General features: G+C 50.5%; 14 protein-coding genes and 1 pseudogene. 7 read left to right on the top strand and 8 right to left on the bottom strand.

What is annotated here, in order from left to right:
* Window positions 1-90: 90 nt before the first annotated feature.
* Window positions 91-1,302: a 3-(3-hydroxy-phenyl)propionate transporter MhpT gene (gene mhpT, locus FEM44_RS16340; protein WP_135523182.1), complete on the top strand. Its 1,212-nt coding sequence runs from the start codon at window positions 91-93 to the stop codon at window positions 1,300-1,302.
* A 101-nt stretch (window positions 1,303-1,403) separates the two neighbouring features.
* The gene (locus FEM44_RS16345; protein ID WP_001096711.1) at window positions 1,404-1,943 is read left to right on the top strand and encodes a DUF2058 domain-containing protein; all 540 of its coding nucleotides are present in this window, start codon (window positions 1,404-1,406) and stop codon (window positions 1,941-1,943) included.
* A 429-nt stretch (window positions 1,944-2,372) separates the two neighbouring features.
* On the opposite strand, the gene fghA is transcribed toward FEM44_RS16345, so the two are convergent.
* The 6 genes from fghA to FEM44_RS16375 form a co-directional block, all read right to left on the bottom strand.
* Complete coding sequence (gene fghA, locus FEM44_RS16350) at window positions 2,373-3,206, bottom strand: S-formylglutathione hydrolase (RefSeq protein WP_135523181.1); 834 nt, start codon at window positions 3,204-3,206, stop codon at window positions 2,373-2,375.
* 93 nt (window positions 3,207-3,299) lie between these two features.
* On the bottom strand, window positions 3,300-4,409 hold the full coding sequence (frmA, locus tag FEM44_RS16355; protein ID WP_000842102.1) for an S-(hydroxymethyl)glutathione dehydrogenase: 1,110 nt from the start codon (window positions 4,407-4,409) through the stop codon (window positions 3,300-3,302).
* A 34-nt stretch (window positions 4,410-4,443) separates the two neighbouring features.
* Window positions 4,444-4,719: a formaldehyde-responsive transcriptional repressor FrmR gene (frmR, locus tag FEM44_RS16360; RefSeq protein ID WP_001141271.1), complete on the bottom strand. Its 276-nt coding sequence runs from the start codon at window positions 4,717-4,719 to the stop codon at window positions 4,444-4,446.
* A gap of 188 nt (window positions 4,720-4,907) precedes the next feature.
* On the bottom strand, window positions 4,908-5,681 hold the full coding sequence (locus tag FEM44_RS16365; protein WP_135523180.1) for a YaiO family outer membrane beta-barrel protein: 774 nt from the start codon (window positions 5,679-5,681) through the stop codon (window positions 4,908-4,910).
* Between the two features lies 1 nt (window position 5,682).
* The gene (locus FEM44_RS16370; protein WP_240726877.1) at window positions 5,683-6,276 is read right to left on the bottom strand and encodes an acetyltransferase; all 594 of its coding nucleotides are present in this window, start codon (window positions 6,274-6,276) and stop codon (window positions 5,683-5,685) included.
* The gene (locus FEM44_RS16375) at window positions 6,242-7,438 is read right to left on the bottom strand and encodes a glycosyltransferase (RefSeq protein ID WP_135523179.1); all 1,197 of its coding nucleotides are present in this window, start codon (window positions 7,436-7,438) and stop codon (window positions 6,242-6,244) included. Before FEM44_RS16375 ends, FEM44_RS16370 begins: the two co-directional genes overlap by 35 nt.
* 24 nt (window positions 7,439-7,462) lie before the next feature.
* Here FEM44_RS16375 and FEM44_RS26050 point away from each other — a divergent pair, with 24 nt between their 5' ends.
* Entirely contained in the window at window positions 7,463-7,582 is a 120-nt protein-coding gene (locus FEM44_RS26050) for a hypothetical protein (protein ID WP_441316618.1), read from the top strand.
* Window positions 7,583-7,708: 126 nt separating this feature from the next.
* On the opposite strand, the pseudogene FEM44_RS26055 reads toward FEM44_RS26050, so the two are convergent.
* A pseudogene (locus FEM44_RS26055) lies at window positions 7,709-8,134 on the bottom strand (PIG-L deacetylase family protein); the annotation flags it as partial.
* Window positions 8,135-8,730: 596 nt separating this feature from the next.
* On the opposite strand from FEM44_RS26055, the gene tauA reads away from it, so the two are divergent.
* The 4 genes from tauA to tauD are packed head-to-tail and all read left to right on the top strand — an operon-like array spanning window position 8,731 to window position 12,145.
* The gene (gene tauA, locus FEM44_RS16385; protein ID WP_135523176.1) at window positions 8,731-9,693 is read left to right on the top strand and encodes a taurine ABC transporter substrate-binding protein; all 963 of its coding nucleotides are present in this window, start codon (window positions 8,731-8,733) and stop codon (window positions 9,691-9,693) included.
* A 12-nt stretch (window positions 9,694-9,705) separates the two neighbouring features.
* Window positions 9,706-10,473 carry a taurine ABC transporter ATP-binding subunit gene (gene tauB / locus FEM44_RS16390; protein WP_135523175.1) on the top strand — a complete coding sequence of 256 codons (768 nt, stop codon included), beginning with the start codon at window positions 9,706-9,708 and terminating at the stop codon, window positions 10,471-10,473.
* On the top strand, window positions 10,470-11,297 hold the full coding sequence (gene tauC, locus FEM44_RS16395; protein WP_135523174.1) for a taurine ABC transporter permease TauC: 828 nt from the start codon (window positions 10,470-10,472) through the stop codon (window positions 11,295-11,297). Before tauB ends, tauC begins: the two co-directional genes overlap by 4 nt.
* Window positions 11,294-12,145, top strand: a complete 852-nt coding sequence (gene tauD / locus FEM44_RS16400) for a taurine dioxygenase (RefSeq protein WP_135523173.1) — start codon at window positions 11,294-11,296, stop codon at window positions 12,143-12,145. The genes tauC and tauD overlap by 4 nt, the downstream gene beginning before the upstream one ends.
* A 40-nt stretch (window positions 12,146-12,185) precedes the next feature.
* Here tauD and hemB read toward each other — a convergent pair whose 3' ends face one another.
* The gene (gene hemB, locus FEM44_RS16405; protein ID WP_130206167.1) at window positions 12,186-13,160 is read right to left on the bottom strand and encodes a porphobilinogen synthase; all 975 of its coding nucleotides are present in this window, start codon (window positions 13,158-13,160) and stop codon (window positions 12,186-12,188) included.
* Window positions 13,161-13,633: the final 473 nt, after the last annotated feature.

The following is a 13,633-nucleotide window of genomic DNA, read 5'->3' on the forward strand; positions in this document are numbered from 1 at the left end:
TCGCCTGGAGGCAGTCATTAAATAGTTCTGATTACGCGGCTGGCAATGTATCAGTCGCGATTCACCTGTACTCACAACGAGGTTCATCTTATGTCGACTCGTACCTCTTTATCATCTTCATCCCGCCTGATGCTGACCATCGGGCTTTGTTTTTTGGTCGCTCTGATGGAAGGACTGGATCTTCAGGCGGCTGGCATTGCGGCGGGTGGCATCGCACAGGCTTTCGCACTCGATAAAATGCAAATGGGCTGGATATTCAGCGCCGGAATACTCGGTTTGCTACCCGGCGCGCTGGTTGGCGGAATGCTGGCGGACCGTTATGGTCGTAAGCGTATTTTGATTAGCTCAGTTGCGCTGTTTGGTTTGTTCTCGCTGGCAACGGCGATTGCCTGGGATTTTCCATCGCTGGTCTTTACGCGGCTGATGACCGGTGTCGGGCTGGGGGCGGCGTTGCCGAATCTTATCGCCCTGACGTCTGAAGCCGCGGGTCCTCGTTTTCGTGGGACGGCGGTGAGCCTGATGTATTGCGGTGTCCCTATTGGCGCGGCGCTGGCGGCGACGCTGGGTTTCGCGGGGGCAAACTTAGCCTGGCAAACGGTGTTTTGGGTAGGTGGTGTGGTGCCGTTGATTCTGGTGCCGCTATTAATGCGCTGGCTGCCGGAGTCGGCGGTTTTCGCTGGCGAAAAACAGGCCGCGCCACCACTGCGTGCGTTATTTGCGCCAGAAACGGCCACCGCGACGTTGTTGCTGTGGTTGTGTTATTTCTTCACTCTGCTGGTGGTCTACATGTTGATCAACTGGCTGCCGCTGCTTTTGGTGGAGCAAGGATTCCAGCCATCACAGGCGGCTGGGGTGATGTTTGCACTGCAAATGGGGGCGGCAAGCGGGACGTTAATGTTGGGTGCATTGATGGATAAGCTGCGTCCAGTAACCATGTCGCTACTGATTTATAGCGGCATGTTAGCTTCGCTGCTGGCGCTGGGAACAGTGTCGTCATTTAACGGTATGTTGCTGGCGGGATTTGTCGCGGGGTTGTTTGCGACAGGTGGGCAAAGCGTTTTATATGCATTGGCACCGTTGTTTTACAGCTCGCAGATCCGCGCAACAGGTGTGGGAACAGCCGTGGCGGTAGGGCGTCTGGGGGCTATGAGCGGCCCGTTGCTGGCCGGGAAAATGCTGGCATTAGGCACTGGCACGGTCGGCGTAATGGCAGCTTCTGCGCCGGGTATTCTTGTTGCTGGGTTGGCGGTATTTATTTTGATGAGCCGGAGATCACGAATGCAGCCGTGCGCCGACGCCTGACGCGCCTTATTAAGCAGGGGCGAAAGGGACTTGCCCTCAATACACCTACGGCGTTTACAGGTATACTCGCTAAAAATTATTCAGCGGGTTTGGAAACAAAGATGGCAAAACTTACCTTACAAGAGCAGTTGCTCAAAGCAGGATTAGTCACCAGCAAAAAAGCGGCGAAGGTTGAGAGAACGGCGAAAAAATCGCGCGTTCAGGCGCGTGAAGCTCGGGCGGCGGTAGAAGAAAATAAAAAGGCACAGCTTGAGCGTGATAAACAGCTTAGCGAGCAACAAAAACAAGCGGCGTTGGCGAAAGAATATAAAGCCCAGGTGAAGCAGCTTATTGAAATGAACCGAATCACCATTGCCAATGGCGATATTGGTTTTAACTTTACCGATGGTAATCTGATTAAGAAGATTTTTGTTGATAAGCTCACGCAAACGCAGTTGATTAATGGTCGTCTGGCGATTGCTCGCTTGTTGGTCGATAACAATAGCGAAGGTGAATACGCCATTATTCCCGCCAGCGTTGCCGATAAAATTGCTCAGCGTGATGCCAGCAGTATTGTGTTGCATAGTGCACTCAGCGCCGAAGAGCAGAATGAAGATGATCCGTATGCCGACTTCAAAGTGCCTGATGATTTGATGTGGTAAACATAGATAAGCCGTGCGCAAATGCCTGATGCGACGCTATGTGCGTCTTATCAGGCCTACGGTTTACGAGCGAAATGTGGGCCGGATAAGACGTTCATGCCGCATCCGGCAGCCGTGCGCAGATGCCTGATGCGACGCTTTTCGCGTCTTATCAGGCCTACGGTTTACGGGCGAAGTGTAGGCCGGATAAGGCGTTTACGCCGCATCCGGCAGTCGTGCGCAAATGCCTGATGCGACGCTTTTCGCGTCTTATCAGGCCTACGGTTTATGGGCGAAGTGTAGGCCGGATAAGGCGTTCACGCCGCATCCGGCAGCCGTGCGCAGATGCCTGATGCGACGCTTTTCGCGTCTTATCAGGCCTACGATTTACGAGCGAAATGTGGGCCGGATAAGACGTTCATGCCGCATCCGGCAGTCGTGCGCAAATGCTCAACGCATATTCAGTTTATTGGCGTGGTAGGCAATATGCTCGCCAATAAAACTGGAGACAAAATAATAGCTGTGGTCGTAACCTTCGTGATAACGGATTAACGCCTTGATATTCATCTCCTGACAGATCTTTTCAAGATTTGGAGTCCGCAGCTGTTCCGCGTAAAAATCATCACTCAACCCCTGATCAACCATTATTTCCGCAACGCGTTGGCCTTGTGAAATAAGACTCACCGGATCGTAATCCAACCAGGTTTCTTTATTTTCACCAAGATACGCGGCAAAGGCTTGCTGGCCCCACGGTACTTGCGAAGGGGAAACAATGGGTGAAAACGCCGAGACGCTGACATATTCATCTGGGTTACGCAGCGCCAGTACCAGCGCACCCAGCCCGCCCATAGAATGACCTGCGATTGACTTTCTGGCCGTTGCCGGAAAATGTTGCATCACTAAATCCGGCAGCTCACTGTGGATATAGTCATACATTTTGTAATGTTCACTCCACGGCGCTTGCGTCGCGTTCAGATAAAACCCGGCACCTTGCCCGAGATCGTAACGGTCGGCATCTGCGACATGACTGCCTCGCGGACTGGTGTCCGGCGCAACAACAATAATGTTGTGTTCAGCCGCGTAACGCTGCATTCCCGATTTGGTAATGAAATTCTGCTCGTTGCAGGTCAGGCCCGAAAGCCAGTACAGCATCGGCAATTTTTCACTCGCGGCTTTTGGCGGGAGATAGACGCCGACATTCATTTCACAATTCAGTGATTGGGAATAATGCCGATACACATTTTGCCAGCCGCCAAAGCTGGCATGCTTTTCAATGAGTTCCATCAGCCATTATCTCATGGTTAATTCCCCGGACGGCTGCCCGGGGACGGTATTAAGAACCTCGTCTGAAGTGGACGGGGCAAAACCTGCGGGAAATTAGTAACGAATTACGGTTCGAATGGATTTGCCTTCATGCATCAGATCAAAGGCGTCATTAATTTCATCCAGGCTCATGGTATGCGTCACAAACGGTTCCAGGTCGATATCACCTTTCATCGCATCTTCAACCATACCCGGTAACTGGGAACGACCTTTCACGCCACCAAACGCAGAACCTTTCCATACACGACCGGTGACCAACTGGAATGGGCGCGTTGAAATTTCCTGACCGGAACCTGCTACCCCGATGATTACCGACTGACCCCAGCCGCGGTGCGCACTTTCCAGCGCCGCACGCATCACATTGACGTTACCGATGCACTCGAAGGTATGGTCGATACCCCATTTGTTGATATCCAGCAGGACATCTTTAATCGGTTTGTCGTAGTCATTCGGGTTAATGCAGTCGGTGGCACCGAATCGACGCGCCAGATCGAATTTCTTCGGGTTAGTGTCGATAGCGATAATCCGTCCCGCTTTCGCCTGACGTGCGCCCTGAACCACTGCCAGACCAATAGCGCCAAGACCAAACACCGCAACAGAATCACCTGGCTGGACTTTAGCGGTGTTATGCACCGCGCCAATACCGGTGGTTACGCCACAGCCCAGCAGGCAGACGTGTTCATGGTTTGCTTCTGGATTAATTTTGGCCAGAGATACTTCTGCGACCACGGTATATTCACTGAATGTCGAACAGCCCATGTAGTGATAAAGCGGTTGCCCGTTGTAAGAAAAACGGGTGGTGCCGTCTGGCATCAGGCCTTTGCCCTGGGTTTCGCGAACCGCGACACAAAGGTTAGTTTTGCCGGAACGACAGAACTCACACTCGCCACACTCAGCGGTGTAAAGCGGGATCACATGGTCACCAGGTTTCACGCTGGTCACGCCTTCACCGACTTCAACCACAACACCAGCTCCTTCGTGACCGAGAACCACCGGGAATACACCTTCCGGGTCATCGCCAGAGAGGGTAAATGCGTCGGTATGGCAAACGCCGGTATGGGTGACTTTAATCAGCACTTCACCTTTTTTCGGTGGTGCAACGTCAATTTCAACGATTTCCAGCGGTTTACCGGGAGCAAATGCAACGGCAGCACGTGATTTCATCTTTCGCTCTTCCTCAATATGGTAATAGATTCAGCTATTTAAGATAGGCACGAACCAGTTCAATAGTGTCGTCAACGGATTGGCTGACTTCGCGGCTGTAGCAGTCATTTCGGTCAAACGTTTCCCGGATATGGCTTTCAAGCACTTCTGCCATTAGCCCGTTAGCCGCGCCCCGAACGGCGGCTATCTGTTGGAGTATGGCACGGCATTCGGCATCACCCTCCAGCGACCGTTCCAGAGCATCTATCTGCCCCCGAATACGACGAACTCGAGTAAGCACCTTTTTCTTCTCTTCCGGAGTACTGGGCATTTCGCACCTCATCATCTGCACGTTATATACTATAGGGGGGTATGCTATGTGTCAATGCATACCCCCCTATAGTATATAACGCTGGGGAATAAAATTTATCCGGCGAATGTGGGCGGAAAAAGAAAAGGAAAGTGTTTGGGCGCTAATCGGCAGGGAAGGCCGCCCTGGATGGCGGGCGGCGGAAGGAATCAAAATTTCCAGGTCAGATGGGCTGCGAGTTGCAGGCCGTTATAATCATCGGTTGGGGTGTCGTACCACACTTTACCTGCCGTCAGCCCGAGATTAAGTTGCTCTGTTAAAGGCTGAATACGCTGTAAACTGACGCTCTTCATACTGCCGTGTCGTGTCTCTGGCGACCAGTCATAAGTATAAGCTCCGGTCCCGCGAGTTAGCCAAAGCTGGGTATAACCACCGCCGCGCGTATCGTTCAGGCGCAGGGAAATCATATTGCTGTAACTGCCGCCCGCATCGCTTGAGTCATAATGGGTATAGCGATAGCTGGTGATCACCGGGCCGGTATAAAGCGAAACGCCACCTTGCCAGGCATTAACGTCAACGTCATCGTAATATTTGGTGTAGCGATAACCGGTCGTGAACACCGTTTTTGGCAGCAGGGCCAGGTTAATATCCTGACGAAAATCCTGGCGAGCAAAAACCGGAGTATTATCGGCAAAGGCAATACCCGTGCGGGTTGTCAGCCAGTTATTCCATTTGTACCAGACAGCGCCCTGACCGCGTGTGGCATTGAAACGTTCAGTCTCATAATCACGGCGCCCCTGGGAAAGATTAAAAAGCAGCGTTGCGTTTTTAACTTTTGCCACCAGTTCAGCATACGCTAAATTACGGTTGCCATGATCGCCAGAATAATCGGTAAAATCGTAGCCTGCGGTAATAGAAGTTAACCCGGCATAAGCGGGCAATGTACTAAATATTGCCGCCGCTAATAACGTCCGTTTTATCATTTTAATCTCCTGTACGGATAAGTTCTTGCCGGAGTGAATAATTTCCGGTAGGTAAATTACGTTCTACAATAACGCGCGGGCCAAGTTGCGTGTTCGGAGCAATAATTCGCCCTGGTAAAATAATAACCTGTACGCCAAGACGTGAACGCTGACCAATATAACAACCTAATTTATCGCAGCCGGTAGCGATAATACCCTCTGGGGTGCGAACAGATACTGGCTGTTCATCCAGTCGATGGTTACTGGTACGCACTTGTGCGCCCAAATATGCCTGGCTTGCAACAACGGAATCGGCAATAAAACATTGCGGGCCAATCATCGCTTCCGTTTCAATAACTGCATTTTTGATTTCAGTGGCAAAACCAATTTTTACACCATTGCTGATTACCGTACCGGGGCGAATAAAAGCATAATTACCTATCAGGCAGTTTGCGCCAATCACGACCGGTCCTTGAATAACCGCACCGTGACAAATACGGGTATTGGCACCGATAATAACTTCACCAGCACTTTCATCAATAATTACCTGGTCAGCAATCTGAATATTTTTCTCTTTGACATTAAGCTTCAGATAACTTTTCAGTTCCTGTGACAGATGGTTGGGAATAAGTGGTTGGCGTTTCCACCAGTGCGGAATAACGGGTAGGTTTGTCGCGCTGAGGTTCGCGTCCAGTAACAAAGGCAATAAGTCCATAAATAATCCAGATGGCATAAGCTAATAATACATACACAACGGAAAGTGGTGCTAAAGGCACCAACAACCAGCAACGATGAAACCAGGCGCTAAAAGCACCAATAATACAAACTACGCCGACCCAGATAAGCGGAAACATGGCCAGCACCACGCCATGTGGCCCGGTGGTGATTAATTCATTAAACCAGGTGGTGAGATAAATCCCAACGCCATAGAGCACGACCAACAGCATAGGGAAAATACTGAAGATGCCGAAACGGCTAAATAAAAGCCTTTTATGCAGACGCATACAGACCGCGTAACCCACAATCCAGCGCCGCCAGCGACGCCACTCCTCACGCGGGTTATTGCATTCCTGAGGGTATACAATGCAGCGATTTGCCTGACGAATGCGATAACCATTGGCGACCAGCGTCCAGGTGAGATCCAGATCTTCGACTTTGGTACGGTCCGAAAAACCGAATTTACGCAATACATCAGTACGGAACATCCCGCAGGCACCGCTGATAATAAAGGGCGCACCGCCCAAAAGCTGTTGTAGCGTGCGTTTCATAACGATCATCGGCAGTTTTACCGTAGCGCGAATATGAGGCAGCAAACCTGCGCCTTTTAACGCTGTGGAAGGAATGCCGCCGACGGCGTCAGCGCCGCGCTCAATTTCCGCCAGCATATAACCCATTCCGTCTTTATCGGGCGGAACATAGGTGTCAGCATCGCTTAAAAAAACCTGGTCGCAGGTGGCGTAGTTGAGGCCGTTCATCAGAGCTCCGCCTTTACCAGTATTTTTTTGCGTAACAGCAACAAAGCGGTCGCCCCATTTACGTTTGACTTCCGCCATTACCGCTTCGGTATTATCCGTGGAGCCGTCGTTAACACAAATTACCCTGCAAAAATAAGGATTGCGCAGCAGATTATCCAGTGATTGTGCCAGACAGGGGCCTTCGTTATAGGCAGGAATAATCGCGTCAATACAGCCTTTCTTTTGGCTGGGCTTACGTCTTAACGTACTCAAAAACCATAGCAATATTGCTACGGCCATAAATATAAAGATCCAGGTTTTCATTTACTCTACTCAAAGAATCATTTTATGAATAACAAAGCCTTCACCCAGATCGCTATTGACCTGTTGTCCGCGGAATTGTGCAACAGCACGGAGGCGTTCATGACGCATATAATCACGTCGCTCCTGGCTTTTATGTTTTTTTAATGCAGCCAGTTTTACGGTAAAATATTCTTCTTTTACGGATTCAAAAACCTGGGGCATAAATGAAAGCCAGGTGCTTGGAGTTTCATAGCCGAGAATTTGTGGAATAGTACGGCAGGCAACCATTGATGCCTGATAAACTGCCAGATGATCCTGATGGCGGTCAGCATCATGCATGGTATATACCCGTATGATTTCTACATCAGCGGGAATTTGATTTTTAATAATATCTTCCAGGGAGGAAATCATATCATTGAGTTGCAGATGTGTGCGGGTGTCTGAAAAATTAAGATGAATAGTTTGCTGACACCCCAACATCTTTAATGCTTCGCGAGATTCTTCGTGACGATCGATGACTTCGCTGATACCCGAATCGCCAGCAGTCATGACAACGGCTGTGATATAAATTCCCTTCTGCGCAAGACGAGCAAGCGATGCGCCACAACCTAATTCAATATCGTCAGGATGTGCACCAATCGCAAGGATACCTTTCCTCTTTTCTGCTGAAAAATTCAACGCAGAATTTAAAACTTTATCCAATTCATGACACTCCATTGTAATTATTATGCTGAAAGCGCGACGAATGCAGAGCGGCAAGCCTCTGCAACATACTCAGATGTTAAAAATGGCACGCGGTAAAAAAATAATCCTGAGAACAGATCAATTAATGCCAGGCGGGTCGTAAACGGTATAAGTTTGATTTGTGTGCATCATATGTTAAGTGTTTGTGTTTTTTGTGAGTGTGGTTATATTTTTTATATATTGTATTTAGATGTGATTTAGTTTGTCAATTAATTGCATTTAAAAAATATCTTCTATGAACCATTATTATTCATATTCGTTTTATGAATGAATTTGTAGGGTAAATAAAGTCTGTTATATAAAATTAGAATAATATATATGTTTATTATTGGTTTGTTTGTTTGGTTGGGTGGGGGGGAATAAAGTATTGTTGTTTGAGTTTTTATTCACATATAAAAAGAAATGCGGCATTACTTTGCAGGGAAACGGTTGGCAAATGCATAACTCATCTATCTGTTGCCGTTTTTTTGCTAAGAATAAAAACATATTGCCCATAACGACTAATTCTTTTATCAAATGTCTTTATCCGCGAATACTGCTCCCATAACAAGACAGGGGAGCAGACAATCATGGCTATTTCATCGCGTAACACACTTCTTGCCGCACTGGCATTCATCGCTTTTCAGGCGCAAGCGGTGAACGTCACCGTGGCCTATCAAACCTCCGCCGAACCGGCGAAAGTCGCACAGGCTGATAACACCTTTGCCAAAGAGAGCGGGGCGACCGTGGACTGGCGCAAGTTTGACAGCGGAGCCAGCATCGTTCGGGCGCTGGCTTCTGGCGACGTGCAAATCGGTAATCTCGGTTCCAGCCCGTTAGCGGTCGCTGCCAGCCAGCAGGTGCCGATTGAAGTCTTCTTGCTGGCGTCGAAACTGGGTAACTCCGAGGCGCTGGTAGTTAAGAAAAACATCAGCAAACCCGAAGATCTCATTGGTAAGCGCATCGCTGTGCCGTTTATCTCCACCACGCACTACAGCCTGCTGGCAGCGTTGAAACACTGGGGCATTAAACCTGGGCAAGTGGAGATAGTGAACCTGCAGCCTCCCGCGATTATCGCCGCCTGGCAACGGGGAGATATTGATGGTGCTTATGTCTGGGCACCGGCGGTTAACGCCCTGGAAAAAGACGGCAAGGTGCTGACCGATTCTGAACAGGTCGGGCTGTGGGGCGCACCGACGCTGGATGTCTGGGTAGTGCGGAAAGATTTTGCGGAGAAACATCCTGAGGTGGTGAAAGCGTTCGCTAAAAGCGCCATCAATGCCCAGCAACCGTACATTGCTAACCCAGACGCGTGGCTGAAACAGCCGGAAAACATCAGCAAACTGGCGCGCTTAAGCGGCGTGCCGGAAGGCGATGTGCCGGGGCTGGTGAAGGGAAACACCTATCTGACGCCGCAGCAGCAAACGGCAGAACTGACCGGACCGGTGAACAAAGCGATCATCGACACTGCCCAGTTTTTGAAAGATCAGGGCAAAGTCCCCGCCGTGGCGAATGATTACAGCCAGTACGTTACCTCTCGCTTCGTGCAATAAAAGGAGGCGCAGATGCTGCAAATCTCTCATCTATATGCCGATTATGGCGGCAAACCGGCGCTGGAAGATATTAACCTGACGCTGGAAAGCGGCGAACTGTTGGTGGTGCTGGGGCCGTCCGGCTGCGGCAAAACCACGTTGCTGAATTTAATTGCTGGTTTTGTGCCTTATCAGCACGGCAGCATTCAACTGGCGGGCAAACACATTCAGGGACCGGGAGCAGAACGCGGCGTGGTTTTTCATAATGAAGGATTGCTGCCGTGGCGCAATGTGCAGGACAACGTGGCGTTTGGTCTGCAACTGGCGGGGATGGAGAAAATGCAGCGTCTGGAAATTGCTCTCCAGATGCTGAAAAAAGTGGGTCTGGAAGGCGCAGAAAAATGCTTCATCTGGCAGCTTTCTGGAGGCCAGCGTCAGCGAGTGGGGATTGCCCGCGCGCTGGCGGCAAATCCCCAACTGTTATTACTCGACGAGCCGTTTGGCGCGTTGGACGCCTTTACCCGCGACCAGATGCAAACCTTGTTGCTGAAACTCTGGCAGGAGACGGGCAAGCAGGTGCTGTTGATTACTCACGATATAGAGGAAGCGGTGTTTATGGCGACCGAGCTGGTTCTGCTTTCGCCAGGGCCAGGGCGTGTGCTGGAGCGTCTTCCGCTCGACTTCGCTCGCCGCTTTGTTGCGGGAGAATCGAGTCGCAGCATCAAGTCCGATCCACAGTTTATTGCCATTCGCGAATATGTTTTAAGCCGCGTATTTGAGCAACGGGAGGCGTTCTCATGAGTGTGCTCATTAACGAAAAACTGCATTCGAGTCGGTTGAAATGGTGCTGGCCGCTCTCGCGGCAAGTGACCTTAAGCGTTGGTACGTTAGCGGTTTTACTCACCATATGGTGGACGGTGGCGACGCTGCAACTGATTAGCCCGCTGTTTTTGCCGCCGCCGCAACAGGTACTGGAAAAACTGTTCACCATTGCCGGATCGCAAGGCTTTATGGACGCCACGCTGTGGCAGCATCTGGCAGCCAGCCTGACGCGCATTATGCTGGCGCTATTTGCAGCGGTGTTGATCGGTATTCCGGTCGGGATCGCGATGGGACTTAGCCCTACGGTACGCGGCATTCTGGATCCGGTAATCGAGCTTTATCGTCCGGTGCCGCCGCTGGCCTATTTGCCGCTGATGGTGATCTGGTTTGGTATTGGCGAAACGTCGAAGATCTTACTGATCTATTTAGCGATTTTTGCACCGGTGGCGATGTCGGCGCTGGCGGGGGTGAAAAGCGTGCAGCAGGTTCGCGTTCGTGCCGCGCAGTCGCTGGGCGCCAGCCGCATGCAGGTACTGTGGTTTGTCATTCTGCCTGGCGCGCTGCCGGAAATTCTTACCGGATTACGTATTGGTCTGGGAGTTGGCTGGTCTACGTTGGTGGCGGCGGAGCTGATTGCCGCAACGCGAGGCTTAGGTTTTATGGTCCAGTCAGCAGGTGAATTTCTCGCGACTGACGTGGTGCTGGCGGGGATCGCGGTGATTGCGATTATCGCCTTTCTTTTAGAACTGGGTCTGCGTGCGTTACAACGCCGTCTGACGCCCTGGCATGGAGAAGTACAATGAGTGAACGTCTGAGCATTACCCCGCTGGGGCCGTATATTGGCGCACAAATTTCGGGTGCCGACCTGACGCGCCCGTTAAGCGATAATCAGTTTGAACAGCTTTACCATGCGGTGCTGCGTCATCAGGTGGTTTTTTTGCGTGAACAGGCGATAACGCCACAGCAGCAACGTGCGCTGGCCCAGCGTTTTGGCGAACTGCATATTCATCCTGTTTATCCTCATGCCGAAGGGGTTGACGAGATCATCGTACTGGACACCCATAACGATAATCCACCGGATAACGACAACTGGCACACCGATGTGACATTTATTGAGACGCCGCCTGCAGGGGCGATTCTCGCAGCGAAAGAGTTGCCATCGACCGGTGGCGATACGCTCTGGACCAGCGGTATTGCGGCCTATGAGGCGCTTTCTGTTCCTTTCCGCCAGCTTTTGAGCGGGCTGCGTGCGGAGCATGATTTCCGTAAATCTTTCCCGGAATACAAGTACCGCAATACCGAAGAAGAACATCAACGTTGGCGCGAGGCGGCCGCGAAGAATCCGCCGTTGTTACATCCAGTGGTGCGTACTCATCCGGTGAGCGGCAAACAGGCACTGTTTGTTAATGAAGGATTTACCACGCGAATTGTTGATGTCAGCGAGAAAGAGAGTGAAGCCTTGTTAGGCTTTTTATTCGCCCATATCACCAAACCGGAGTTTCAGGTGCGCTGGCGCTGGCAACCGAATGATATTGCGATTTGGGATAACCGCGTGACTCAGCATTATGCGAATGCCGATTATTTGCCACAGCGGCGGATTATGCATCGCGCGACGATTCTCGGGGATAAACCGTTTTATCGGGCGGGGTAAAGGGGAAATGCCGGGTTGGGATAACCCGGCATAATGATCATTAACGCAGAATCTTCTTCTCAGCCAGATCCAGCGCAAAGTAGCTGAAAATCAGATCCGCACCCGCACGCTTAATCGAACCTAAGCTTTCGAGCACCACTTTCTCTTCATCTATAGCACCTGCCAGCGCGGCGAATTTAATCATCGCGTACTCACCGCTCACCTGATACGCGCCAATCGGCAATTCAGTACGTTCACGCAGCTCACGCACGATGTCGAGGTACGCTCCAGCAGGTTTAACCATCAGGCAGTCTGCGCCCTGGGCTTCATCCAGCAGTGACTCACGAATCGCCTCACGACGGTTCATTGGGTTCATCTGATAGCTTTTGCGATCGCCTTTTAATGCGCTTCCGGCAGCTTCACGGAACGGTCCATAAAAGGAAGAGGCGAATTTGGTCGAATACGACATGATCGCGGTGTCGGTAAAGCCCGCAGCGTCCAGCGCCTGGCGAATCGCCTGCACCTGACCGTCCATTGCAGCAGAAGGGGCGATGAAGTCAGCACCGGCAGCAGCTGCAACCACTGCTTGTTTGCCTAAATTCACCAGAGTTGCGTCGTTGTCGACGCCGTGATCGCACAACACGCCGCAGTGTCCGTGAGAAGTGTATTCACAGAAACAGGTGTCTGACATAACGATCATTTCAGGCACGGTCTGCTTGCAGATGCGCGACATACGCGCCACCAGACCATCCTCCCGCCAGGCATCGCTGCCCGTTTCATCGGTATGGTGAGAGATGCCGAAAGTCATCACCGAACGAATACCGGCGTTGGCGATGCGTTCGATTTCACGCGCCAGATGTTTCTCTGGAATGCGCATTACGCCCGGCATGGCTTCAACGGCTTTGTAGTCGTCAATTTCTTCTTCAACAAAGATCGGCAACACCAGGTCGTTAAGGCTAAGTGTTGTCTCTTCAAACATAGCGCGCAGCGCAGGAGATTTGCGCAGGCGACGAGGGCGTTGGATTAAGTCTGTCATGGTCTGCCTGATGTTTGTGGAATTAAGGTGCACAGTATACCTGAAGCGGGGCAGGAGTGTTTTACGAAAGTTGTCGCGATGTTGATAAGAAGAGAATGAAAGACCGGCCTGGACATCTTTTTAATAGAAATAGCAATATTTTCATATTCACTGAAAATATTTTTAATTTTTATTAATTGCTCCGAATTATTGTTTTTTTGGGGAGGGGTGAGTTGTTAAAAATAGAATGGTTCAAAGTTCATTGTTTATCGATACATTATTTGTCTAATTTGCTGGTGTAATATTTGTAGGGTATATGATTTTGAAATCAATGCTGTCATTAACAGATTGAAATGCCTGGTTTTTGTCTATTTTTGTGATCTGTGTTTACACGTTATTTATATATGTCCACATTCGGACTTAGGGGAAAGAATAATTGAACCATTCATCTGTCACGCCGCATAATCGTAAACGCGAAACATAATATGTTTTCT

Source organism: Escherichia sp. E4742 (assembly GCF_005843885.1).
Lineage (GTDB): Bacteria > Pseudomonadota > Gammaproteobacteria > Enterobacterales > Enterobacteriaceae > Escherichia.